Raw genomic sequence first — 23,686 nt, forward strand, 5'->3', positions numbered from 1 at the left:
CTCCAGGGGCGGTTCGGCTTCGATGCTATCGGCCGGCGGCCGGAAGCCGGGCGGCTACAGGCCGGGGACGGCGGTGCGGACGCCCGCGGCCGGGTTCTCCAGACTGTGGGTGAAGGAGAAGCCCTTGTTGCCGAACGCCGTGAACTCCAGCCGGATCGGGATCGGGTTGGTCCCTTCGTAGATCGGCTTGATGTGGTATTGCACGACTTCCTTGTTCTTCGTGACCTGGTCGAAGATGACCTGCTCCACCTGGTCGCGCTGGTCGGGCGAGTTGGTCGGGGTCTGGGTCTGCGTGACGAGGTTGTGCCAGCCGAGTCGTCCCTTGCCCGCACCGCCGAGCCGGTCGGCGAGGAGATGGCCGCGGGCCTCGTTGAAGGCGGTGCCGTCGCCGCGCCAGCCCGGCGGTTTGAGCTTGCCCGCCTCCGTGCCCTTCTTCGCGTCGATGATGTCGGGCCGCAGGCAGGCGTAGACGCCGGTGGGCCGGCCCAGGTGGTCGAGCCGTCCGTACCGGATCGATCCGTCCCAGTCGTAGGCATCCATCTGGCACCGCTTGGGCGCCAGGCCCAGCGGGTCGGTCCACACCCACGGGTTGACCACGTAGGTCGAGGGGTTGGGCGCCGGGGCGAGGCCCAGCGGGTCGGGGCTCGTGAAGCGCGCGGTGTCGGGGTCGTAGTGCCGGAAGTAGCTGGAGTGGAGCCCGGTCTCGGGATCGGCGTACTGCCCGGGGAAGCGCAGCGGGGTGTACGCGGTGGCCGCCGTGTTCCACCCGGTGGCGCCCCAGGTGGTGGACCGGCTGCGCCAGGCCGTGTCCCCTTCGGGGGAGACCAGTTCGGTGGGGGTGCCGACCAGGTCGGTGACGACGGCGAAGAAGCGCGCGTCGACCTCGTCGTCGTCGAGCGGCCTGCGTTCGTACTGGACCAGCGGCCGGTGCCCCTCGTACTCCCAGGTGAGGATGGTGCCGGCGGTCTCGTCGTACTGCTCGACGAGGAGCGGGCCGTCCCAGGTGAAGCGGATCGTCTCGACGACGGTGGTGCCGTCGGCGGCCATCCGGTGTTTGGCACTGCGGCGGCCCAGCGGGTCGTAGGTGTAGGTCCACAGGGTGCCGTCGGGCGTGGTGCACGCGACGAGGCGGTCCTCGGCGTCGTAGGCGTACCGCCACACGTCGGGCTTGCGGGAGAGGCGGGTGCGGCGGCGCAGGACGACCCGGCCGGCGGCGTCGTGCTCGTAGTGGACGCCGCCCGCGGAGACGAGGTGCGCGCCCTCGTACCGGCGCGGGCCGCGCGCCTCGGCGTGTCCCGCCGCCTCGGGCCATTCGGCCGAGGTCTGGTTGCCGGCGGCGTCGTACGCGTACCGCTCCACCCAGTCGGGTGCCTCGACGGACAGCGGCCGGCCCACGGGGTCGAGGGTGATGCGCTTGTCCCGGCGTGCCCGGCTCCCCGTGGTCTCGCCCAGCGTGACGGGGTAGCCGTCGGCGCGGTAGGAGTAGTCGCGGGCCCTTACCGGCTCCGGTGAACCGGACGCGGACAGCGTCTGGCCTACCGGCCGGCCGATCCGGTCCCAGTCGGTGGTGAGCGTGGTGGCCGTCCCCGGGGCGCCCCAGCTGCGGGTGAGTTCGCGGCCGAGGGGGTCGTGGGTGAAGGTGAGCGCGTGCCCGTCGGTGGAGAGGGAGACCCGGTCTCCCGCCGCGTTGTACGCGAGGTGACTGACCGCGCCGGTGGGGGTGGTGCGCGCGACACGGCGTCCCGCCGTGTCGTAGGTGTGGCGGAGGGTGCGGCCGTCCACGGTCTCGGCGAGGGGACGGCCGAGCGCGTCCCGTTCGACGGTGAGGGTGGAGGTGGCGGTGCGGGCTTCGACGAGGGCGCCGGAGCGGTCGTAGGCGTACTGGGTCACGGCGCCGTCGGCGTCGCGCGCCACCAGGCGTTCCATGGCGTCCCAGGTGTAGGTGACGCTCCGGCCGAGGGGGGTGGTGCGGGTGGTCAGCCGGTTCGCGGCGTCGTAGCCGTAGGTGAGCTCCCGGCCGTCGAAGTCGGTCTCCGCTTCCAGTCGCCCGGCCGCGTCGTAGCGGTACTGCCAGTCCTGGCCGAGCGGGTTGGTCACCCCGAGCAGCCGCAGTTCGGTGTCGTAGCGCAGTTCGTGGCGGGCGCCGTCCGGCGCGAGGCGCGCGAGCGGCTTGTCGAAGGGGCCGTACTCGGTGGTCCAGACGCCGCCGGCGGCGTCCGTGTACGCCAGGCAGTTGCCTTCCGGGTCCCAGGTCCAGGATTCCCGCGACCCGTCGGCGGCGGTCCGGTTCCTCAGCCGGTCGTCGTGGTCCCAGGCGAACTCCTCGCGTCCGCCGGACGGATCGGTGATCACGAGGGGCCGGCCCCGGTGGTCGCGCTCCACCGTGGCCACCCCGCCGTCGGATCCGGTGATCTCCAGCGGGAGTCCGGCACGGTCGGAGCGGATGCGGAGGGTGGCGCCCAGGGGGTCCCTGACGGAGGCGACGGCGCCCGTGGGTCCGTGGGTGAAGTGCGTGACCGAGCCGTCCGGGCCCTCGGTGGACGTGCAGTTGCCGAGGTCGTCGAAGGTCTGCCGCCAGGGCGTGCCGTCGGCGGCGATCACCTCCAGCGGCAGGTTGCGCTCGTCGTAGCGGGCCGTCGCCGTGCTCCCGTCGGGCAGCCGGACCTCGACGAGGTTCCCCTCCTCGTCCCAGGTGAGTTCGGTGGTGTGGCCGAGCGGGTCGGTGCGGCTCAGCGGGCGGTCGTACGCGTCCCAGGTGAGGTGGGTGGTGTGGCCGAGGGGGTCGGCTTCGGCCACGACCTGGAGACGGTCGTTGAGGACGAGGGTGGTGGTGGCGCCCGTGGAGTCGGTGTACCGCGTGATGCGGTGGCCGGTGTCGGGGTGGACGTCGTAGGCGAACCGAGAGGAGAGGATGCCGTCGGGGCCCACGGTGCCGGAGACCCGGCCTTCGGCGTCGTAGACGTACCGGAACGTGGTGTCGTTGCGGTCGGTCCACGACGTGATCCTGCTGTCGCCGTCGTAGGTGAAGGTCATGGCCGGGCCGGCGGGGCCTTCGGGGCCGGTCAGCCGGGTGAGATCGCCCGACGGGGAGTAGCTGTAGCCCACGACGGCCGCCGGCTCTCCGGTTCCGCGGACGGCGAGGCCGGTGACGCGCGAGGCGTCGGCGGTTATCTGGAGGACGTAGCCGCCCGAGTGCGAGACGGCCGTCGGCGCGCCGTCGGAGCGGCGCGAGAACCCGATCCGGTTGCCGTTGCGGTCCTCGATGGCGGACAGCCAGTAGGCGGTGGAGCTGCGGTAGGGGCTGCCGGTGTAGACGCGGATCTGGCCGCTGTGCGGATCGTGGATCTCGTACGAGGTCTCGTCGCCGGCCGCACCGCCGTGGAGGAGCGGCAGGCGGTCGCCCTCGAGGGGCATGACCCGGTCGTCGCTCGGGCGGGGCAGTCGGGGGAAGACCAGGACCGCGCCGTCCTCGCGTGTCCAGATGGCGCCGCCGCCCGACGCGTCGACCTCGATCCGCTCGTCCAGGGTGGAGGCCCAACTGCGGCCGAACCACTGGCCGTAGCGATACGTCGAGACGTGCGTGCGGCGCAGGACGAGCGGCAGGACGCCGGGCAGGGTGAGGTCCGTCTGGGGCAGCAGCATCTTGCCCGTGGCGACGTCGACGGGGTCGTTCTTGCAGACCGTCTTGTCGAGGGAGACGCCGTGGGTGCGCGGGTCGTCCTTGGCGTCGGTGACGGAGTTGGGCCTCGTCCGGACGTCGTCACCGGCGTCCCTGCGCGGCGAACCGTTCCCCTTGCCGTTCCCGTCGTTGTCGTGGTCGCCCTTGCGCTGGCGGGCGAAACGGTCGCGGAGGTTGTCGTCCGTGTTCTTGTGGTCGACGGAGATCTGCTTGACGGCCTTGGGCAACGTCTGGCCGACATGGTCGCCCATGTTCTTCGCAGCCTTGGTCAGCGCTTCCAGCGCCTTGTCCGCGATCGGATCGATCGCGTCGGCGATCGAGTCACGGCCCCGCGTCCGGCCGTGCGCCGTCTTCGCCTTCGTAAGCTTGCCCGCCGTCTTGCCATGGATCCCCGCGCTGACGGTGTTCAGCTGGGTGGAGGCATGGGTGTGCTCGGCATGCTCGATGTGCAGGTTCTTCAGCCCCCCACCCTTCGAGCCACCGCCGCCGGCCGACGCCAGGTTCAACGACTCCTTGCCCGACTGGACGCCCTCCTTGAAACCGTCCTGCCCGGCGTCCTTCGTCTGGTCGAGGTCCACCCCGTCCTGCAGACCGATCGCCACCGCGCCCAGCTGGACCACCAGATCCGCCGCCATGCCCTCAAGCGCCGCCACCGCAGGCTCGGTCATCGCCGCCACGACGTAACCGACGGCCTCCTCCACGCACTCCTTGATCAGCCGCTTGATCACCTCCTGCGTGGCCCGCATCGCCGCCGCGCCGATCAGCGCCGACAGCCCACCCGTCACCGGAATCAAGGAGATCGCGATACCGGCCTCGGCCGCCAGGTAGCCCAGCTGGACGAGCGCCGCGAGCTTCATCCCCTCGATCGCACCCGCCGCCGTGTCCAGACCCCCCGCGACCGTCCGCGCCGCACCCGAGATGTCCTTCAGATGCTTGGTCTTGATCTTCGCCCAGTGCTCGTTCAGCGCGTCGAGCGCCTCGCCCTCACCCGACGACAACAACCGCTCGAAATGATTGTTCGCGAGCTGACCGTCGTCCTCCAGATCCTCCGCGAACTCCCTGAGCGCGTCCGCCATCTCGCGATACGCGTCCTCGTCGACGTTCGGCCACGCCACCCCGATCAGATCGAGAAGAGTGTCCGCCCAGTCCGGAACCGTGACCGCCACGTTGTGATCCCCCGTCCGTGGAAACGTTCCCCCGGCCAGTCGCTTCGACTGGCCGAAACAGTCCTACCACGAACCCCTGTTGAGAGATCATCGGACGGGGAGAACCTCCACGCTCCCTCCTCGAACGACCGGCCGCGGACGACCGGGTCTCAGGCCGCGGGCCGCGGCGACACCGGCGCGAGAGGCCGTCGAGCGCTCCGCCCGGCCACGTACCCCCCGATCCCCAGACCGATCCCGACCAGAGTCAGCACGAGCCCGAGGACCCCGGTCGCCAGCGACACCGCCGGTACAGCGATCCCCTGCCGCACCCGGCCGAGCACTCCGGAGGCCGCGACGCTGCCCGACTGCTCGTCGAGGAAGAACCGCGAGTCGTTCGAGTTCCCCCGGTGGTCGCCCAGCAGGAACAGCCGTCCGTCCGGCACCCGCACGTCGTACGACTCGGTCGCCGCGTTCACTTCGCCGCGCATCACATACGGCTCGTCGACCGGCTGCCCGTTCACCGTGATCCGGTCTCCGTCGCACACCACGTGATCGCCGCCCACGCCGATGACCCTCTGCAGGACCGGCCCGCCTTGATAGCGCTCGGGCACGTGGACGAGGACGACATCACCCCTGCGTACCTCCCCGGGGTCGATGCGCTCGGCGACCAGCCGATCGCCCTGGTGGTACGTGGGCTCCATCGCCTGGCTCATGACGGTGACCCCCTGGAAGTTCCCGAAGAAGTACCCGATACCTCCCAGCGCCAGCACGAGCCCGAGGGGTGTCAGTATCCAGGACGCGGCTCTCAGCCCGCCGCCCACTCCTCGCCGCCGCATGCACACTCCTCCGTCGAACCGCCCGTGGCCGGGCTGACCAGCAGAGAGGGTATGCGGCCGCGAGGACGGCTTCGCACCTGGCTCCCTACAGCCCGAACTCCCGGATCGCGCCGAGGAATTCGTCCGGCCGGGATGCGTGGATCAGATGCCCGGCGTCGATCGTGACCAGGCGGGCACCGGGAATGCGCTCGGTGAGCCAGGTCAGGTGCTCCTGGGGCACATGGCTGGACGGGCCTCCGGCGAGTACGAGGGTGGGGGCCGTGATCGCGGTGAGGCCCTCGCGCCAGGCGGGGTCGGGGGTGTTCAGCTGGGCGTCGGTGGTCGTGACGACCCCCCAGTCGAAGGCGAGCGGGCCGTCGGGGCGCTCGGCCACCGGGCGCGCGGGGTCGAGCGGGAAGAAGGCGGGTGCCTCCTCCAGGACGAGGCGGCCGATCAGGCCGGGTTCCCGCTGGGCGAGGAGGTACGCGGCCGCGCCGCCCATCGAGTGGGCGACGACGGTCGCCCCGGCGAGCCCGAGGGCGCGCAGGAACCCGCCGAGTTCGTCGCGTAGGTCCTCGAAGCCGTAGCGGCCCGGGTGGTCGCTCAGCCCGTGGCCGCGCTGGTCGAGCGCGTACACCCGGTGGTCGGCGGCGAGTTCATCGGTGACGCCGTGCCAGTCGGTGCCGTTCTCGCCTCGGCCGTGGACCAGGACGACGGGCGGGGCGTCCTCGGGGCCGCGCACCCGGTAGGCGAGGCGGACGCCGTCCACGGTGACCGTGCGGACCTCCGGGTCGAGGAAGGCGGCGATCGGTCGGACGAAGGCGTCCGCGTCGTCCACCCAGGGGAAGTGTCCGGCGCCGGGCTGGACGACGAGTTCGGCGTCGGGGAAGCAGGCCGCGGTCTCGGCCGCCCTGGCCGGTGTGGGGCCGGCGTCGTACTCCCCCGCCAGGATCAGCACCGGCGCCGTGAGCGCGGTGAGCGCGCGACGGGTGACTTCCGGGTCGTAGGCGCCTTCGCCGTGGTAGACGGAGGCGGCCTCCCAGCGGATCTCCCGTTCCGCAGCCGCCGCGTGCTCCTGGGCGGCCTCGTCCCAGCGGCCGTAGGCGAAGGGCGCCACGATCTCCAGGACGCGCGGCAGCGGGGTGTCGGGGCCGATCGTGGCGAGCCCGGCCCGGGCCTCCGCGTACCACGGCCGGTCGGCGAAGACCTTGACGGCCTCGTCCCACTCCTCGTCGGTGGTGCCGAGTCCGAGCGCCCATCCGCTGGAGGTGACGAGGACGAGGGAGCGGATGCGCTCGGGGTGGGCGGCGGCATACAGGGTGGCCAGGTTTCCGGCGGCGGAGTGGCCGAGGAGGTCGATCCGCTCCAGGCCGAGGTGGGCGCGGAGGGCTTCGACGTCGCCGACCTGGCGGTCGCAGCGGTACGTGCCGGGATCGGCGGGCTCGGCGCTCGCTCCGGTGCCGCGGGAGTCGAGCACGACCAGGGTACGGTGGGCGGCGAGTCCGCCGAGGTCGCCGAGGTAGGCGGCGTCGCGCATGGGACCGCCCGGCAGACAGATCAGCGGCTCCCCCTCCCCCTGCGTCCGGTAGGCGAGTTCGGTGCCGTCGTACGACGTGAAGGTGGGCATGCCGCCGATCATCACGGCCCGTTGTCGATCTTCGCAACGGATTTCGCCGACGGCTGCAAGACCGGCGGAACGAGCGGCGGGAGGCTCCCTCTGGGGGGCGCGATACGGTGGGCGGACGTCCCCGACATGCGAAGGAACCGTTCCACCGTGCCCGAGACCCGGGAATCCGCGCTCCGCGGCGACTGCGCCAACTGCTTCGGGCTGTGCTGCGTGGCGCTGCCGTTCGCGAAGTCGGCCGACTTCGCCGTGAACAAGTCGTCCGGTGAGCCCTGCCGCAATCTGCGGGAGGACTTCCGCTGCGGGATCCACACGCGGCTGCGGCCCAGCGGTTTCCAGGGCTGCACGGTGTACGACTGCTTCGGCGCGGGGCAGCGGGTCTCCCAGGTGACGTTCGGCGGCGTGTCGTGGCGCGAGGCGCCGGAGACCGCGCGTCAGATGTACGAGGTCTTCCCGGTCGTACGCCAGCTCCACGAGCTGCTGCGCTACCTCACCGAGGCCCTGGCCCTGCCCGCCGCCCGGCCGCTCCACGCGGAGCTGCGCGCGGCGCTCGCCCGGGTCGAGGAACTGACCGGGGGAACGCCCGACGCGCTGGAGAAGCTCGACGTGGCGCCCGTGCGGGCCGACGTGAACCCGCTGCTCCTGCGGGCGAGCGAGCTCGTCCGGGCGACGGCCGGCGGCAAGCCGAAGAGCCGTCGGGGGGCCGACCTGATCGGCAAGCGGCTGCGCGGGGCGAAGCTGCGGGGCGCGGATCTGCGCGGGGCGCTCCTGATCGCCGCCGACCTGACCGGGGCCGATCTGACGCTCGCCGATCTCATCGGCGTGGACCTGCGGGACGCCGACCTGTCGGGTGCGGATCTGACCGGCGCGCTCTTCCTCACGCAGCCGCAGCTGAACGCGGCGCGCGGGAACGCGACGACGCGCCTCCCCGCGGGCTTCGAACGCCCCGCGCACTGGACGCCCTGACAGGTGCGCCGCGACGGTCTCGTCGAGGGCGAAGGTCCGGTCCACGTGCGGTTCGAGGAACCCGGCGGCGAGCACCGGGGAGGAGGGCCTCGCCCAGGAGATCAGCGTTCGCGGCAGCATGATGATCTACTGCGTGGAGTGACCATGCGCCTGGCCAGCCCGTACGAGGGCTTCCGGCGGAAAGCGAATGAGGCGGCGATGAGCGAACTGACGAAGCCCGAGATCGACCTTCCGGAGGGTGACGCTCCCACCGAGCTGACCATCCGCGACCTCGTCGTCGGGGACGGGCTTGAGGCGAAGCCGGGCAGGGTCGTCCAGGTTCACTACGTCGGGGTCACCTTCGAGTCCGGGAAGGAATTCGACGCCTCCTGGGACCGGGGCCAGACGTTCAAGTTCGCCGTGGGCGGTGGCAAGGTCATCAAGGGCTGGGACCGCGGGGTCAGAGGGATGAAGGTCGGCGGCCGGCGAGAGATCATCGTTCCCCCGCGCCTCGGCTACGGCAACCAGTCACCCTCGCCGTTGATCCCGGCGGGCTCGACACTCGTCTTCGTGGTGGACCTGCTCTCCGTCGCGGTCTGAGGGTTCTCGCGGGACGCGTGCGCCGTGTCCGCGCGCAGGGTGCCGTCAGGGTTCCTGTGCGATCGGCCTGCGTATGTCGTCACGTATCTTGCGGGTCTCCGCCGCGGCCGCTTCGAGTGCGGCGGTCGGGGTGAACGCGATCGCTACGGTGGTGTTGTCGTCGCCCCAGCCGCATACGGTCTGCTGGTCCACCGTCGCGCAGCGGAAATCGACGTCCGAGCCGGGAACGCGGATCGTTCTGGGCGGATCGGAGACGTTCTCCTTGCCCGTGACGGTCATGGCTCTGATCAGGGCGTCTCGATGCCCTTCCGGGTTCTTGTACCGACCGGAAGAGCCGTAGACCCTCACCGTGCGGAACGCGGCGGCGTTGGCGATACCGGTGCTGGTGACGGTGTAATCGGCGGAGAAGTGCGTGGAATCCCGCTGGCTTTCGTTGTTCGGTTCCGGGTCCGGGCGGAGACGGTACTCGATGTTCCACCCGTACGCGCCCTCCGCTATCGACTCGGAAAGGACGAGCTCGTGCGTGGCCTTGGGGAAGGTTTCATCCGAGGCCCCGGAGGCGTAGACGCCGTACGCCGCGCCGCCGAGCACGATCAGGGCTCCGGCCACACCCGCGGCGATCGGTCCGGTGCGCTTCTTCCCCGGCGGAGCGGTCTTCGTCTCAGGGCTCAGGACGGGCTGGGGCACGGCGGCCACGGTCGCGGCGTGCGCGATGTCCCCGCCTGTCCGTGGGGCAGCCGGCCCCGCGGTCGACGTCGGCGCCGAGAGCACGGAGGGCAGGGTCGGCGGGTGGGCAGCCTCGTCCGGCGCGGGCTCCGGAGCGGCCTCCGGAGCCGTGTCCGGGGCCAGCAGGTCCAACAGCCTTTTCGGGGTCGGCCTCTGTGCCGGATCCTTGGCCAGGCAGGCGGCGACCACCGGACGCACGCCTTCAGGCAGGGCGGAGAGATCTGCCGGCTCGTGCACCGCCCGGTACATCAGCACCATCGGGGTGCCCTCCCCGAACGCGTGCCCACCGGCCGCCGCGACCAGCACCGCGCCCAGCGCGAACACATCGGCGGAGCCTCCGACTTCGAGCCCCTGAGCCTGCTCGGGGGCCAGGAATCCAGGGGTGCCGAAGGCCGCTCCGGTGAAGGTGAGCCGGGTCGACTCCAAGGCCCGGGCGATACCGAAGTCGAGCACCTGCGGGCCGTCGTCGGCCATGATGATGTTGCCCGGCTTGAGGTCACGGTGAATCAGGCCGCAGTCGTGAATGGCCTGTAGCGCCTCCGCCAACGCCGCGCCGAGCAGCCGTAGTCGGGCGTCGTCCATCGGACCGCGTTCGGCGAGCAGACCGGACAGCGTCGGCCCCGCGATGTAGGCGGTCGCCAGCCAGGGCGCCGGCGCGTCGGGGTCGGCGTCGACGACCTGCGCCGTATGGAACCCGCCGACCCTGCGCGCTGCGTCGACCTCGGCGCGGAACCGGGCTCGGAAATGCGGATCGGCGGCCAGCTCGGGGCGGGCCACCTTGACCGCCACGGTACGTCCGCCCCGCGACCGTGCCAGGTACACCGTCCCCATGCCGCCCGCGCCCAGCTCACGCTCCACGGCGTAGTCGCCGATGCGCTCCGGCAGGTTCATGCCGTCCACGCTCCACCCCCTGTACCGCACGCCCCCGTTGAAAGCCGCGGGTCAGTATGACCGACCCTTCCGCCGTGCGTCACCCGCGGCTTCCGCCGGCCAAGGCCTCGCGGGCGGCCGCCCCGCCCGGGACGTCCGTGCGGGCGGACCCCGCGCGGTGCCGGCTGGGGCGGGTTCCGTAGACGCGCTTGAAGGCCACGCTCAGTCCGAAGGCGCTTCGGTAGCCGACCTGGCGGGCGATCGCGTCCACGGTGGCGTCGGTGCGCGCCAGCAGGTCGGCGGCGAGGGCGAGGCGCCAGCCCGTCAGGTAGGCCATGGGGGGTTCGCCCACGAGGTCGCTGAAGCGACGGGCGAGGGTGGCGCGCGACACGCCGGTCTCCTCGGCGAGGGCGGTGACGGTCCACGGACGCGCGGGCCGGTCGTGGATCAACCGCAGCGCTCTGCCCACGACGGGGTCGCCGAGCGCCCGGTACCACGCGGGCGGGTCGGCCTCCGGGCGGGAGAACCACTCCCGCAGCGTGGCCAGCAGCAACAGGTCCAGGAGCCGGTCGAGCACGGCCTGTTGTCCCGCGTCGTCACGGTCGATCTCCCTGTCGGTGAGGTCCAGGATCGGGCCGAGCGTGCCGTCGTGGCGGACCACGAGCACCCGGGGCAGCCCCCTCAGTAGCCGTTCGGAGACGCGGCCGTCGACCTGGTAGCTGCCCGTGAGCAGCACGGTCGAGCCGCCGTGGCCGTTCCCGCAGGTGCGGAGGCCGAGGATGACGTCGTCGCCGACGGACTCGCCGTCGCCCGTCGTGCAACCGTCGGGGTGGACGACGTAGAAGGGCTGTGTGTCCGCCCGGTCGTCGTCGGCGACCGTGAAGGGCTCCGTCCCGGACACGACGGCCACGTCGCCGCGGCCGAGGGCGACGGGCGCGGCGTCGCCGGGGACGACCCAGCCCGTGCCGCGCAGCATCGTGACGACGGCGAGCGGTGTCCCGGCGGTGAAGCGGACCGCCCAGGGCGGGGCCACGATGTTCCGGCTGAACAGGGCGCCGTCGGACCGCACTTCGTACAGGAGGCTCGCCAGGGGATCCACTCGGCGATCTTAGACGCTGAGACATCGAGGTGAGCGTGGAGGCCATTCCGTGACTCAGCGGCGCTCCGGTTGACTGATCACATGATGATCAAGACACGACCGATTCTGGTCCTCGGCGGTACGGGCAAGGCGGGACGCCGTGTGGTCTCCCGCCTTCGGTCGCGCGGTCACGAGGTGCGGGTGGCCTCCCGGCGGGGCGACGGGCCCGCCCGCTTCGACTGGACCGACGAGAACACCTGGGAGCCGGTGCTCGAAGGCGTCGGCGCGGCCTATCTGATCGACTCGCAGCGCGACGACGCCGCGGCCTCGATGAGCGCGTTCGGCAAGCTCGCCGCGGCGGGCGGTGTCGAGCGGCTCGTGCTGTTGTCCCACCGCGACTGGCTGGCGTCCGAAGGCGAGGAGAAGCTCCCCTGCGAGCGCGCGGTGCGGGAGTCCGGCGCGGAGTGGACGATCCTCAAGCCGGCGTGGTTCATGCAGAACTTCAGCGAGGAGGGGTTCTTCCGGGGGCAGCTCGTCGAAGGCGAGGTCGTGCTGCCGACCGGGGACGGCGTCGAGCCGTTCGTCGATCTCGAGGACGTCGCCGATGTCGCCGTGGCGGCCCTGACCGGGGCCGGCCACGCGGGGAAGGCGTACGAGCTGTCCGGACCGCGGCTGCTGGGCCTGGGCGGGCTGAGCGACGAGATCGCTCGGGCGACGGGCCGGGACATCGCCTACCGTCCCGTCTCGCAGGCCGACTTCACGCTGTACGCCACGGGGCGGGGCTTGCCCGGGGAGTTCGCCGCCATGCTGAACCTGCTCTTCGGCTGGATCGACGACGGCCACTTCGCCCACCTCTCCGACGGCGTCCGGCAGGCGCTCGGCCGCGAGCCCCGCGACTTCACGGACTTCGTCAGGAGGACCGCCGTGACCGGTGTGTGGCACGGCTGACCGGAGCCGCGCGTGGCCTCAGGGGGCGTACGTGTACGGGGTCGTCGTGGAGAGCGTCAGGAAGCCCAGGCGCTGGAGGATGGGGCGGCTCGTGTCCGCCGCGTCGACCTGGACGTAGCGGTGGCCGCGGGCCGCGGCGATGCGGACCCGGTGCGCGACGAGCGCGCGGTAGAGGCCGCGGCCCCGCCAGGCCTCGACGGTGCCGCCGCCCCAGAGTCCGGCGAAGTCGGTGCCCGGGCAGAGTTCCAGGCGGGCCGCGCTGACGGGTTCGCCGGCCGCGACGGCGACGACCGCGGTGACCGTGTCCGGGTCGGCGGCGAGCCGGTCGAGGAGCCGGCGGCCGATGTGGGAGCTGTCGGTGCCGAAGGCGCGTTCGTGGACCTCGACGACCTGGCGTACCCCGGCCTCGTCGGTGACCGCGTGGAGCTCGACGCCCTCGGGGAGCGGCACGTCCTGGGGCAGGGCTGCGGCGTCGGCGGCCATGAGGGTCTCGGGGTCCTCGGCGGTGAATCCGGCGGCGAGGAGGCGGTCGGCGAGGTCCGCGGGGCCGTCGTGTCCGTAGACCTTCCACTCGAAGGGGAGTCCGGTGGCGCGGTAGTGGGCGATCTGCGCGGCGATGGCGGCGTCGGCCCCGGCGGCGTCGAGGCCGGACCAGAGGACGCCGTTCCAGGCGTGCGCCGGCCCGGTCTGCCGGACGACGGGACCGACGCGCTCGACGCGGCAGCCGGGCCCGTCGGGGCGCGCCTCGCGGCGCAGCTGGCGGTCGTAGAGATCACGGAGGTGCTGGGGTTCCATGCGGGTCACTCCAGCACCGGGCCCGGCGCCCGGCAACAGGTTTTGCCTGGCCGCGGCGCCGGGAGGGGGGGGCGATCTGCCGGACCGCTCGCGGACGAGCCCGGAGCGCGCGGCCCGGTCGCGGACCCTCTCGGTCGCGGACGGCACAGTCGCGGCCCCTCTCGGTCGCGGACGGCACGGTCGCGGACCCTCTCGGTCGCGGACGGCCGGGCCCTGATGCTCCGCTGGTGGGGTCACGAGGCCGGGGCGTCCGGCCTCCCCGCGTCGTGCCGGAGCGGGGTGATCTGTTCGATGTCGTAGCGGACGCGGAGCCGTTCGACCGCGGCGTGGTCGACCTCGCCGCCCGAGCCGAGGATGTCCATGAGCTCCTCGAAGTACCGCTCGTGGTCGGGCGGGGGCGAGGCCTGGAACAGCATCCGGACGGGCTCCCCGGTGGGGTTGGCGAAGGCGTGCGGGCAGCCCGGCGGCACGAGGATCAGCGTGCCGCGCGTGGCCCGTACCGCGCGCTGTCCCGAGCCGGACTCCCACTCCCGCCAGCTGTCCGGGGTACGGACGAGCGGCTCGAACGCGAGGACGTCGAGCTCGCCCTCCAGGACGTAGAAGAGCTCCTCGCTGTGCCCGTGGGCGTGGGCGCCGACGTCGAAGCCGGGCGGCACGACGACCTCGAAGGTGGAGGCGGTACGGGAGTGCTCGCCGGTCACCTTGAAGGTGACGTGCTGGGCGGCGGTGGTGAGGGTCTTGCCGTGGCCGGGCGGCACGACGAGGCCGCCGCCCGGTCCGATGGCTGTGGCGGTCACGGGGCGTCGGTTCCTCTCACCAGGTGACGGGCAGGGTCTCGGGGCCCCGGATGAGGGCTCCGCGCTGCCAGCGGAGCTGTTCCTCGGGGACGGCGAGGCGCAGGTTCGGGAAGCGGGTCCACAGGGAGTCGAGGAGGATCTCCGACTCGATGCGGGCCAGGGCGGAGCCGGGGCAGTAGTGCGGTCCGTGGCCGAAGGCGACGTGCGGGTTGTAGCCGCGGTCGAAGTCGAGGCGCTCGGGGTCGGGGAAGACGTCCGGGTCGCGGTTGGCGGTCAGGTAGGAGACGTAGACCGGGTCTCCTGCCGGGATGGTGACGCCACCGACGTCGACGTCCTCCAGGGCGATCCGGGAGAGGCCGACGGCGTTGCGGTGCGGGATGTAGCGGAGGAGCTCGTCCACGGCCTGCGGGACGAGTTCGGGTTCGGCGCGCAGCCGGGCGAGGTGCTCCGGGTGGGTGAGCAGCGCGTACACCATGTTGGCGCTGTTGTTGCGGACGGCGTGGGCGCCGCCGATCTGGATGAGGACGGCGAGCCCGACGGCCTCGTGCTCGGTGAGGGTGTCCTCGTCGACGGCGTCGGCGAGGACGGCGGCGAGGGTCTCCTTGCCGGTGCCGTGGCTGCGGCCGACGAGTTCGGTGAAGTACCGGCCCATCTCGGCCTTGGCCTGCTCGCTGGCCTCCCGTCCGGCGCCGGCGGAGATGATCGTGTCGGACCAGCGGGCCATGAGCGGCTGGTCGCCCTCGGGGACGCCCATGAGTTCGCTGACCATGGCGAGCGGGAAGGGACGGTTGACGAGTTCCATGAGGTCGGCGGGGGCCCCGTGTTCCTCGACCCGGTCGAGGAGCCGGTCCATGACCTCCTGGGCGTGCTCGCGGAGCGCCCGCAGGGCGCGGGCGCTGAACGCGCGCGCGACGACGCGCCGCATCCGGGTGTGGTCCGGCGGGTCGGCGAAGCCGACGGCCCCTTCCATCGGGATGAAGTGCGGGGCGACGCGGGTGATCGAGCGCCCCCAGACGGCCTGGCGGCTGAACCGGGGGTCGACGGAGACGAACTTGACGTCCTCGTAGCGGGTGACGAGCCAGGCGTGGCCCTCGCCGTGCGGCAGCCGGACCCGGGTGACGGGGTCCTCGTGCAGCAGCTTGGCGAGCAGCGGGTCGAATGTGAGGCCGGTGAGGTCGGGCACGGCCCAGAAGTGGACCTGTGGGGTGTCGGGGGTGTCGGCGGTGTCGAGCGGGAGCTGGGTGGACATGACGTTCACTTTTCCCCGGGATGCCACCCGGCCGTCTCGATTCACCCGAAAGCACCCCAAGGGGTGATTCCGGGGCGAAACGCCCAGCCGGTGGGAGTGATCACGCCCCACCCCTTGCCAACCCCCCGACCCCAGTGGTTTTACTGACCCGTAGAGGAACTACCGAATGATCGGTAGTCCGTTTTACGACAGCGTGGACGACGGTACGGGTGAAGGAGCGGCGCATGCCGGATCTGACGGGACTGCTCGACAGCGGCGAACGGCTCGGGCGCGAGGAGCTGGCGGCGCTCCAGCTGGAGCGACTGCGCGCGACCCTGCGGCACGCGTACGAGAACGTGCCCTTCTACCGCGACTCCTTCGACGCGGCCGGGCTCTCCCCCGACGACTGCCGTACGCTCGCGGACCTCGCCCGCTTCCCCTTCACCGCCAAGTCCGATCTGCGCGACCACTACCCCTTCGGCATGTTCGCCGTCGACCAGTCCCGGGTCCGGCGCGTCCACGCCTCCAGCGGCACGACCGGGCGGCCGACCGTCGTCGGCTATACGGACCGGGACCTCGACACCTGGGCGGACGTGGTGGCCCGCTCCCTGCGCGCCGCCGGGGCGCGCCCCGGGCACAAGGTCCATGTGGCGTACGGATACGGCCTGTTCACCGGCGGACTCGGCGCCCACTACGGCGCGGAGCGCCTCGGGTGCACGGTGATCCCCGCCTCGGGCGGCATGACGGCCCGGCAGGTGCAGCTCATCCAGGACTTCCGGCCCGAGATCATCATGGTGACCCCCTCGTACATGCTCACGCTGCTCGACGAGTTCGAGCGGCAGGGCGTGGACCCGCGCTCGACCTCCCTGAAGGTGGGGGTGTTCGGCGCCGAGCCGTGGACGGAGGCGATGCGGAAGGAGATCGAGGAACGGTTCGCCATCGACGCGGTCGACATATACGGCCTGTCGGAGGTGATCGGCCCCGGCGTGGCGCAGGAGTGCGTGGAGACCAAGGACGGGCTGCACATCTGGGAGGACCACTTCTACCCGGAGATCGTGGATCCGTTCACGGGCGAGGTACTGCCGGACGGGGAGGAGGGAGAGCTCGTCTTCACCTCGCTCACCAAGGAGGCCATGCCGGTGATCCGCTACCGGACGCGCGATCTGACCCGGCTGCTGCCGGGGACGGCGCGGGTGTTCCGGCGGATGGAGAAGGTCACGGGGCGCAGCGACGACATGATCATCCTGCGGGGGGTGAACCTCTTCCCCACCCAGATCGAGGAGATCGTGCTCCGCACGCCGGCGGTGGCCCCGCACTTCCAGCTGCGGCTGACCCGGGAGGGCCGGCTCGACGCCCTGACCGTGCGGGCCGAGGCCCGCGCGGGCGCGACGGGCGAGGAGCGCGCCGAGGCGGCCCGGGCCATCGCGGCGGCGGTCAAGGACGGAATCGGGGTCTCGGTCGGGGTCGAGGTGGTCGACCCCGAGACGCTGGAACGGTCGATGGGCAAGCTCCGGCGGATCGTGGACCTGCGGGAGCGGGAGGCCTGACGGCACGGGACCTGACGGGTGGGGGTCCCCGTGAGGACTCCCCCCCGGCAGGTGGCGGTCCCCGTCAGGACTCCCACCCGGCAGGTGGCGGTCCCCGTCAGGACTCCCCCGCCCCGCCGAAGCGGTCCCGCAGTTCGCGCTTGAGGATCTTGCCGCTCGCGTTGCGGGGCAGCTCAGGGGTGAAGTGGACGCGCTTCGGGGCCTTGAAGTGGGCGAGGTTCTCGCGGGCGTGCGCGAGGAGTTCGGCCTCCGTGACCTCGCCTCGCGGGACGACGACGGCCGTGACCGCCTCGATCCAGCGCTCGTCGGGGAGGCCGATCACGGCCACCTCGGCGACGCCCGGGTGGGTGTAGAGGGCGTCCTCGACCTGACGGGAGGCGACGAGCACGCCGCCGGAGTTGATGACGTCCTTGACCCGGTCGACGATGGTGAGGAAGCCCTCGGCGTCGCGCACGGCGAGGTCGCCCGAGCGGAACCAGCCGCCCCGGAAGGCCGCCTTGGTCTCCTCCGGCTTGCGCCAGTAGCCCTCGCACAACTGCGGTGAGCGGTAGACGATCTCCCCGGCGGTGCCGTCGGGCACGTCCTTCCCGTCCTCGTCGACGACCCGGGCCTCGACATGGCGGACGGGCCGGCCGCAGGAGTCCATCCGGCCCTCGTGCTCGTCGGGTCCGAGGACGGTGGCGAGAGGGCCGATCTCGGACTGGCCGAAGCAGTTGGAGAAGCGCAGCCCGGGCAGCCGCGCCCGCAGTCGTTCGAGGACCGGTACGGGCATGATCGAGGCCCCGTAGTAGGCCTTGCGCAGCGCGGACAGGTCCCGTCCGGCGAACTCCGGGTGGTTGGCGAGGCCGATCCAGACGGTCGGCGGCGCGAAGAAGCTGTCGGCGCGGCCCGCCTCGATCAGGTCGAAGAGGACGGCAGGGTCGGGGCCGTCGACGATCGTGTTCTCCGCGCCGACCGCGAGGTAGGGCAGCAGGAAGACGTGCATCTGCGCCGAGTGGTAGAGCGGCAGCGCGTGCACGGGCCGGTCGTCCTCGCACAGGTCGAGGGCCTCGACGGCGCTCGCGTACTCGTGGACGAGCGCGCGGTGCGTCATCATCGCGCCCTTGGGGAGGGCGGTGGTGCCCGAGGTGTAGAGCAGCTGCACGACCTCCCGGGCGTCGCGGTCGGGGTCGTACTCCTCCGGTACGGCGACCGCGTCGAGGAGCGAACCGGGCGCGTCCCGGAGGGCCTTGACCGTGAAACCGGCCGGGACCCGGTCCACGAGGGCGGGGTCGGCGAGGACGAGCGAGCTCTCCGACTGCTCCAGGAGGTACGCGAGGTCGTCGCCTGTCAGGTGGTGGTTCACCGGCACATGGATCAGCCCGGCCCGCGCGCAGGCGAGGAACGCGATGAGGTAGGCGTCCGAGTTGTGGCCGTAGGTCGCGACGCGGGCGGACTCGGGGAGGCCGAGGCCGTGGTGCGGCTCCCGCAGGACGGCGGCCGCGGTGGAGACGGCCGCGTCCAGCTCGGCGTACGTCCAGGTCCGGTCGGCGTACCGGACGGCGATCCGGTCCGGGACGCGCTGGGCGCTCATGCGCAGGACGCCGTCGACGGTGCGGCTGAGGAGTCGTTCCATGCCGCGATCCTGGGCGCGGAGCGGCCGGAAGGTCAAGTACCGGGCGACACCCCGTACCTACGCGGACCTCGGATACCGAACGGGATGTTGACAAGGGGGCACGCAACTGCGTGCATGGTCCAACCCGCAGTGCTCATCCATCCGTTGGGAGGCACCTTGCACCTCCGCACCCGCCTGAAACACCTGGCACTCACCGGCGCGGCCCTCGCCGTCGTCACCGCCACGCTGCCCGGCGCGGCGGTGGCCGACTCCGGGGACCGGGGCCACCGGCCGTCCGACCGCGGCCTGTCGGCCGTCATCCGGTACACCGAGTACGGCATCCCGCACATCGTGGCGAGGGACTACGCGAACCTGGGCTTCGGCACGGGCTGGGCGCAGGCCGCCGACCAGGTCTGCGTCCTCGCCGACGGCTTCCTGACCGTGAACGGAGAACGCTCCCGGTACTTCGGTCCGGACGCGGCCCCGGACGGCTCGCTGTCCTCGGCCGCCACCAACGTGTCCAGCGATCTGTACTTCCGTGGCGTGAAGGACGCCGGGACGGTCGAGGAGCTGCTCCGGACCCCCGCGCCGGCCGGACCGAGCGGCGATCTCAAGGAACTCATGCGCGGGTGGGCGGCCGGCTACAACGCCTGGCTGCGGAAGAACCGGATCACGGACCCCGCCTGCGCCGGCGCCGACTGGGTCCGCCCGGTCAGCGCGCTCGACGTGGCCCGGCGCGGCTTCGCCGTCTCGGTCCTCGGCGGACAGGGCCGGGCCGTCGACGGCATCACCGCGGCCCGGCCGCCCGCCGCCGCGCCCGCGTCCGCTCGATCGGCGGAGGAGCAGGCGCCCGACCCGGCGCGCACCGCCGAGGCGGCCCGCGCCCTGTTCGCCGCGGAGAACGCCACCATGGGCTCCAACGCCGTCGCGTTCTCCGGGGCCACGACGGCCAACGGGCGCGGGCTGCTCCTGGGCAACCCGCACTATCCCTGGCAGGGCGGCCGCCGCTTCTGGCAGTCCCAGCAGACCATCCCGGGCGAGCTGAACGTCTCGGGCGCCTCGCTCCTCGGCACGACCGTCGTCAACATCGGCTTCAACGACAAGGTGGCCTGGAGCCACACCGTCGCCACCGGAGTCCCGCTCAACCTCCACCAGCTGACGCTCGCCCCGGGCGACCCGACCTCCTACCTGGTGGACGGGCAGCCGGAGCGCATGACGGCCCGCACGGTGTCCGTGCCGGTCAAGGGCGGCGCCCCCGTCACCCGTACCCAGTGGTGGACGCGGTACGGGCCCGTCGTCGGCGGCCTCGGTGCGCAGCTCCCGCTGCCGTGGACCGCGACGACGGCGTACGCGCTCAACGACCCGAACGCGGCCAACATGCGCGGCTCCGACACCGCGCTCGGTTTCGGCAAGGCGCGCTCGACGCGCGACATCGCCGACACCCTGCGGCGCACGCAGGGGCTGCCGTGGGTCAACACGATCGCGGCCGACTCGGCGGGCCACTCCTACTTCAGCCAGTCACAGGTGCTCCCCCGGATCACCGACGAGCTCGCCCAGCGCTGCTCGACCCCGCTGGGCCGGGCCACGTATCCGGCCTCGGGCGTCGCGGTGCTCGACGGCTCGCGCTCCGACTGCGCGCTCGGCTCGGACCCGGACGCGGTCCAGCCGGGGGTCTTCGGTCCGGCGCGGATGCCCGTGCTGCGGGACACCCCGTACGTCGAGAACTCCAACGACAGCGCCTGGCTGACCAACGCCGACCGGCCGCTGACCGGCTACGAGCGGGTCTTCGGCACCATCGCGACCCAGCGCTCGCTGCGCACCCGGGGCGGTGTCGAGGACGTGGCGGCGATGGCGGACCGGGGGCGGCTCACGGTGGCCGACCTCCAGCGCCAGCAGTTCGCCAACCGGGCTCCGGCCGGTGACCTGGCGGCGGCCGACGTCGCCGCGGCCTGCCCGGCGGCGCTGCCGGACGACCCCGAGGCCTGCCGGGTGATCCGGGCGTGGGACCGGACGGTGGACGCGGAGAGCCGGGGCGCGCTGTTCTTCGACCGGTTCTGGCGGAAGTTCACCGGCTCGGTGCCCTCGGCCGAGCAGTGGAAGGTGCCGTTCTCGGCGGCGGACCCGGTCCGTACCCCGCACACGGTGAACACCGCGGCCCCGGGCTTCGCGAAGGCGCTGCGCGACGCGGCGGCGGAGCTGCGGGCGGCGGGGATCCCGCTGGACGCGCCGCTCGGCTCCCACCAGTTCGTCGTACGGAACGGGGAGCGGCTACCGGTGAGCGGCGGGACCGAGTCGCTGGGCGTCTGGAACAAGACGGAGCCCGTGTGGAGCGCGGCGGGCGGCGGATACGTGGAGGTCGCGCACGGGACCAGCCACGTACAGGCGGTGGGCTGGGACGGGGGCCGGTGTCCGGTGGCCCGCACCCTGCTCTCGTACTCCCAGTCGTCGAACCCGGCGTCGCCGCACTACAGCGACCAGACCCGGCTGTACGCGGGCGAGCGCTGGGTGACCTCCCGGTTCTGCGAGAAGGACATCCTGCGCTCGCCGGCGCTGCGGGTGGTGGTCGTCAGGGGCTGACCGGGCCGTCGGGAACCGAACAGGCCCTCAGGGGCTGAACGACAGGAAGACGAAGGCGGCGAAGATCACGAGATGGACGCCGCCCTGGAGGAGGGTGGCCCGTCCGGGCACCACGGTCAGCGCGCTCACCACGCCGGTGAGGACGAGCAGGACCATGTGGACCGGCCCCAGGCCGAGGACCAGGGGCCCGGACAGCCAGATCGAGGCGAGCGCGATCGCCGGAATCGTCAGGCCGATGCTGGCGATCGCGGAGCCGTAGGCGAGGTTGAGGCTGGTCTGCATGCGGTCCCGGCGGGCCGCGCGGACGGCGGCGAGGGTCTCGGGCGCCAGCACCATCAGGGCGATGACGACACCGACGACCGCGTTGGGCAGACCCGCCGACTCGACGCCGTCCTCGATGGTGGGCGAGACCAGCTTGGCGTTGCCGACGACGGCGACGAGGGCGAGGACGAGCAGGCCGAGGCTGGCCTGGGTCTCGCGCTTGCCCGGCGGGTCGGCGTGCTCGGCCACCGACTCCTCGCCCGGCCGTGGCACGGGGAGGAAGTAGTCGCGGTGGCGGATGGTCTGCACGGCGACGAACAGGCCGTACAGACAGAGGGAGGCGACGGCGGCGAAGGCGAGCTGCGCGGGGGAGAACTCGGGGCCGGGCTCACTCGTGGTGAAGGTCGGCAGGACGAGCGTCATCACGGCGAGGGTGCAGACGGTCGCGAGCGCGCCGCCGGAGCCCTCCGCGTTGAAGGCCGTGACGCGAGTGCGGAGCGTGCCGACGAGGAGGGACAGGCCGACGATGCCGTTACAGGTGATCATGACGGCGGCGAAGACGGTGTCGCGGGCGTAGGTCGACGTCTTCTCCCCGCCTCCCGCCATGAGGGTGACGATGAGTCCGACCTCGATGACGGTGACGGCGACGGCGAGGACGAGCGAGCCGTAGGGTTCGCCGACGCGGTGGGCGACCACTTCCGCGTGGTGGACCGCCGCGAGGACGGCGGCGATGAGGCAGAGCGCGATGAGCGCGACGGCGAAGCCGGGGAGATCACGCCCCCACGCCGCGCCCAGCGCAAGCGCCGCCACCACCGGCCCCCAGGTGGTCCACTGCCTTGTCAATGCCGCCGTGCTCGAACTCATGATCCGCATCCTGCCACAAACGGGGGTTTTACCCGGTTCGGCGGGAATCGCCACCGCCGGACACCGCCGCGCGGAGGTCGGGGCCGCCCGGTACCACGCCGGTGCGACCCCTGGTACCGCGATCACCTCTCAGGCGATCGGGCACCTCCATGCGTCAGCGCGGGTAGTTGAAGCAGGACGAAGCCGACCGGGGGCAGTCCGCCCACGCGTGGCCCACATGGGTCTTGTCGTAGACATCGATCACCACTTCGGCGATGCCGCCGGAGATCCCGCTGCCGTCGAGCTGGATGTTGCCGTACGAGATCCAGCGGCCCACCGACGACGAGCACTGTTGTCCGACGTCGTAGTAGTCGACGAGCGTGCCGCCCTGCCAGGCCTCGACGCTGAAGGTGGCGCACTCGCGGGGGGCGATGTAGAAGCGGACCGACGTCAGCGTGACCGACCGGTTGTACCAGGAGATCCCGCCCAGCACCTGGGCCCCGACCGCACCCGTCCCGCCGCCGTGGACGGACGCGGTGTTGAAGCTGCTCGGGGCCGCGCTGGCCGCCGAACTCATTCCCAGGAGCGAGGCCGTGGCCACGCCGATCGTGAACCCGACTTGCAGCAACCGTCGTCCCAGCATCGTCTCTCCCTCACCTCGCGGTTCCGCCCGCTACCACCGGGCAGTCCCGCACAACCTACCGATCCCTGACGCCCCGGGAGAAGGGCGGCCGTCGAGTGCGGCCGGCGGGTCACCACCGACCGCCGCGCGCAGGGACGCCCCCAGGTGGTCCACTGTCCTCTCCGTGACGCCGCGCTCCGAACACCGCGGAAGGCCGAAGTGGCGAGGCGGCCGCGCGAGGACGCGGCCTCGTACGAGCCCGGGGTCGCCGGCTACGGCGTGCGGAAGCCGCGGAAGGTCACGTGCCTGCGCGTCACGAAGCCGAGCTTCTCGTAGAGGGCGATCGCGCCGGTGTTCGCCTCGGCGACGTGGAGGAACGGCCCTTCGCGCCGAGCCTCGATGCGTGCCGCGAGCGCGCCGACCAGTCGGGCGGCGTGGCCCTGCCCGCGGGCCTCGGGCGCGGTGCAGACCGCGCTGATCTCGGTCCATCCCGGCGGCCGGAGCCGCTCGCCGGCCATGGCCACCAGCGTGCCCTTCTCGCGGATGCCGAGGTAGGTGCCGAGTTCGGGGGTCCGGGACCAGAACGGCCCGGGCCGGGTGCGTTCGACGAGGTCCATCATCTCGGGCACGCTGTCCACGCCCAGTTCGACCACGCCGTCGTCCGTCTCGTCTCCCGGAGTCCCGGACGCGCCGTCGCCCGGCCGGATCATCTGGCGGCCTTCCAGGACGAAGACGGGCTCCCAGTCCGACGGCGGGAGAACCGGACAGCTGAACATGTCGGCGAACTCCCCCCGGCCGAGGAGTCCGGTGAGGTCGGCCCACCTCGCCGGATCCGGGTCGGTGGACACGGCTGCGAAGGTCGAGACGTCCGGCAGATAGGTGACGGCCTTGCCGACGCTGCGGGCGAGATGGGCATGACGGTCCCGGAGGGACTCGCCCACGGGGTCGTCCAGTACGAAGGGATCGCGACCCGCCATCGTGTTGTCCCTCTC

Annotated in this window: 16 protein-coding genes and 1 pseudogene; 5 read left to right on the plus strand and 12 right to left on the minus strand. The window is 72.4% G+C overall.

All coding sequences use genetic code 11. The features are described 5' to 3' along the window. Positions 1 to 54: 54 nt before the first annotated feature. From ACFWWU_RS30400 to ACFWWU_RS30410, 3 genes are all read right to left on the minus strand, one after another. A complete protein-coding gene (locus tag ACFWWU_RS30400; RefSeq protein ID WP_384150017.1) occupies positions 55 to 4,845 on the minus strand; it encodes a DUF6531 domain-containing protein in 4,791 nt (1,596 codons plus the stop codon). 149 nt (positions 4,846 to 4,994) lie between these two features. Then, positions 4,995 to 5,660: a signal peptidase I gene (gene lepB / locus ACFWWU_RS30405; protein WP_384150020.1), complete on the minus strand. Its 666-nt coding sequence runs from the start codon at positions 5,658 to 5,660 to the stop codon at positions 4,995 to 4,997. Between the two features lie 85 nt (positions 5,661 to 5,745). Continuing rightward, on the minus strand, positions 5,746 to 7,266 hold the full coding sequence (locus ACFWWU_RS30410) for an alpha/beta fold hydrolase (protein ID WP_384150023.1): 1,521 nt from the start codon (positions 7,264 to 7,266) through the stop codon (positions 5,746 to 5,748). A gap of 126 nt (positions 7,267 to 7,392) precedes the next feature. Here ACFWWU_RS30410 and ACFWWU_RS30415 point away from each other — a divergent pair, with 126 nt between their 5' ends. Together ACFWWU_RS30415 and ACFWWU_RS30420 are read left to right on the plus strand one after the other, a co-directional pair. Continuing rightward, the gene (locus ACFWWU_RS30415; protein WP_384150026.1) at positions 7,393 to 8,229 is read left to right on the plus strand and encodes a pentapeptide repeat-containing protein; all 837 of its coding nucleotides are present in this window, start codon (positions 7,393 to 7,395) and stop codon (positions 8,227 to 8,229) included. Between the two features lie 198 nt (positions 8,230 to 8,427). Next, positions 8,428 to 8,808, plus strand: a complete 381-nt coding sequence (locus ACFWWU_RS30420; protein ID WP_371796844.1) for an FKBP-type peptidyl-prolyl cis-trans isomerase — start codon at positions 8,428 to 8,430, stop codon at positions 8,806 to 8,808. A 741-nt stretch (positions 8,809 to 9,549) separates the two neighbouring features. On the opposite strand, the pseudogene ACFWWU_RS30425 reads toward ACFWWU_RS30420, so the two are convergent. Next, positions 9,550 to 10,425 (minus strand): annotated as a pseudogene (locus ACFWWU_RS30425) (serine/threonine-protein kinase); the annotation flags it as partial. Positions 10,426 to 10,504: 79 nt separating this feature from the next. Continuing rightward, the gene (locus ACFWWU_RS30430; protein WP_384150029.1) at positions 10,505 to 11,503 is read right to left on the minus strand and encodes a cupin domain-containing protein; all 999 of its coding nucleotides are present in this window, start codon (positions 11,501 to 11,503) and stop codon (positions 10,505 to 10,507) included. An 81-nt stretch (positions 11,504 to 11,584) separates the two neighbouring features. Between ACFWWU_RS30430 and ACFWWU_RS30435 the strand changes: the two genes are divergently transcribed. Beyond that, positions 11,585 to 12,430, plus strand: coding sequence for an NAD(P)H-binding protein (locus tag ACFWWU_RS30435; RefSeq protein ID WP_384150032.1), 846 nt, complete (start codon positions 11,585 to 11,587; stop codon positions 12,428 to 12,430). Positions 12,431 to 12,448: 18 nt separating this feature from the next. On the opposite strand, the gene ACFWWU_RS30440 is transcribed toward ACFWWU_RS30435, so the two are convergent. From ACFWWU_RS30440 to ACFWWU_RS30450, 3 genes are all read right to left on the minus strand, one after another. After that, positions 12,449 to 13,225, minus strand: coding sequence for a GNAT family N-acetyltransferase (locus ACFWWU_RS30440; protein WP_384150035.1), 777 nt, complete (start codon positions 13,223 to 13,225; stop codon positions 12,449 to 12,451). 233 nt (positions 13,226 to 13,458) lie between these two features. Then, positions 13,459 to 14,022 carry a cupin domain-containing protein gene (locus tag ACFWWU_RS30445; protein ID WP_384150038.1) on the minus strand — a complete coding sequence of 188 codons (564 nt, stop codon included), beginning with the start codon at positions 14,020 to 14,022 and terminating at the stop codon, positions 13,459 to 13,461. A gap of 16 nt (positions 14,023 to 14,038) precedes the next feature. After that, the gene (locus ACFWWU_RS30450; RefSeq protein ID WP_384150041.1) at positions 14,039 to 15,271 is read right to left on the minus strand and encodes a cytochrome P450; all 1,233 of its coding nucleotides are present in this window, start codon (positions 15,269 to 15,271) and stop codon (positions 14,039 to 14,041) included. A 233-nt stretch (positions 15,272 to 15,504) separates the two neighbouring features. On the opposite strand from ACFWWU_RS30450, the gene paaK reads away from it, so the two are divergent. Beyond that, entirely contained in the window at positions 15,505 to 16,797 is a 1,293-nt protein-coding gene (paaK, locus tag ACFWWU_RS30455) for a phenylacetate--CoA ligase PaaK (protein WP_384150218.1), read from the plus strand. Between the two features lie 97 nt (positions 16,798 to 16,894). Here paaK and ACFWWU_RS30460 read toward each other — a convergent pair whose 3' ends face one another. Beyond that, positions 16,895 to 18,412, minus strand: a complete 1,518-nt coding sequence (locus tag ACFWWU_RS30460; protein ID WP_384150044.1) for a fatty acyl-CoA synthetase — start codon at positions 18,410 to 18,412, stop codon at positions 16,895 to 16,897. Between the two features lie 156 nt (positions 18,413 to 18,568). Here ACFWWU_RS30460 and ACFWWU_RS30465 point away from each other — a divergent pair, with 156 nt between their 5' ends. Beyond that, positions 18,569 to 20,968 carry a penicillin acylase family protein gene (locus ACFWWU_RS30465; protein WP_384150047.1) on the plus strand — a complete coding sequence of 800 codons (2,400 nt, stop codon included), beginning with the start codon at positions 18,569 to 18,571 and terminating at the stop codon, positions 20,966 to 20,968. Positions 20,969 to 20,995: 27 nt separating this feature from the next. Here ACFWWU_RS30465 and ACFWWU_RS30470 read toward each other — a convergent pair whose 3' ends face one another. From ACFWWU_RS30470 to ACFWWU_RS30480, 3 genes are all read right to left on the minus strand, one after another. Next, on the minus strand, positions 20,996 to 22,093 hold the full coding sequence (locus ACFWWU_RS30470; RefSeq protein WP_384150050.1) for a calcium:proton antiporter: 1,098 nt from the start codon (positions 22,091 to 22,093) through the stop codon (positions 20,996 to 20,998). A gap of 154 nt (positions 22,094 to 22,247) precedes the next feature. Next, positions 22,248 to 22,715, minus strand: a complete 468-nt coding sequence (locus tag ACFWWU_RS30475) for a hypothetical protein (RefSeq protein ID WP_384150053.1) — start codon at positions 22,713 to 22,715, stop codon at positions 22,248 to 22,250. Between the two features lie 251 nt (positions 22,716 to 22,966). Next, entirely contained in the window at positions 22,967 to 23,671 is a 705-nt protein-coding gene (locus ACFWWU_RS30480; protein WP_384150056.1) for a GNAT family N-acetyltransferase, read from the minus strand. Positions 23,672 to 23,686: the final 15 nt, after the last annotated feature.

The organism is Streptomyces sp. NPDC058650, assembly GCF_042717315.1.
In the GTDB taxonomy this organism is placed as follows: domain Bacteria; phylum Actinomycetota; class Actinomycetes; order Streptomycetales; family Streptomycetaceae; genus Streptomyces.

Coding starts and splice junctions, on each gene's coding strand:
- ACFWWU_RS30420 (WP_371796844.1), top strand. CDS start 8,428: ATGAGCGAACTGACGAAGCCCGAGATCGACCTTCCGGAGGGTGACGCT.
- ACFWWU_RS30475 (WP_384150053.1), bottom strand. CDS start 22,715: ATGCTGGGACGACGGTTGCTGCAAGTCGGGTTCACGATCGGCGTGGCC.
- ACFWWU_RS30470 (WP_384150050.1), bottom strand. CDS start 22,093: ATGAGTTCGAGCACGGCGGCATTGACAAGGCAGTGGACCACCTGGGGG.
- ACFWWU_RS30460 (WP_384150044.1), bottom strand. CDS start 18,412: ATGGAACGACTCCTCAGCCGCACCGTCGACGGCGTCCTGCGCATGAGC.
- ACFWWU_RS30435 (WP_384150032.1), top strand. CDS start 11,585: ATGATGATCAAGACACGACCGATTCTGGTCCTCGGCGGTACGGGCAAG.
- ACFWWU_RS30450 (WP_384150041.1), bottom strand. CDS start 15,271: ATGTCCACCCAGCTCCCGCTCGACACCGCCGACACCCCCGACACCCCA.
- ACFWWU_RS30410 (WP_384150023.1), bottom strand. CDS start 7,266: ATGCCCACCTTCACGTCGTACGACGGCACCGAACTCGCCTACCGGACG.
- lepB (WP_384150020.1), bottom strand. CDS start 5,660: ATGCGGCGGCGAGGAGTGGGCGGCGGGCTGAGAGCCGCGTCCTGGATA.
- ACFWWU_RS30415 (WP_384150026.1), top strand. CDS start 7,393: ATGCGAAGGAACCGTTCCACCGTGCCCGAGACCCGGGAATCCGCGCTC.
- ACFWWU_RS30480 (WP_384150056.1), bottom strand. CDS start 23,671: ATGGCGGGTCGCGATCCCTTCGTACTGGACGACCCCGTGGGCGAGTCC.
- ACFWWU_RS30440 (WP_384150035.1), bottom strand. CDS start 13,225: ATGGAACCCCAGCACCTCCGTGATCTCTACGACCGCCAGCTGCGCCGC.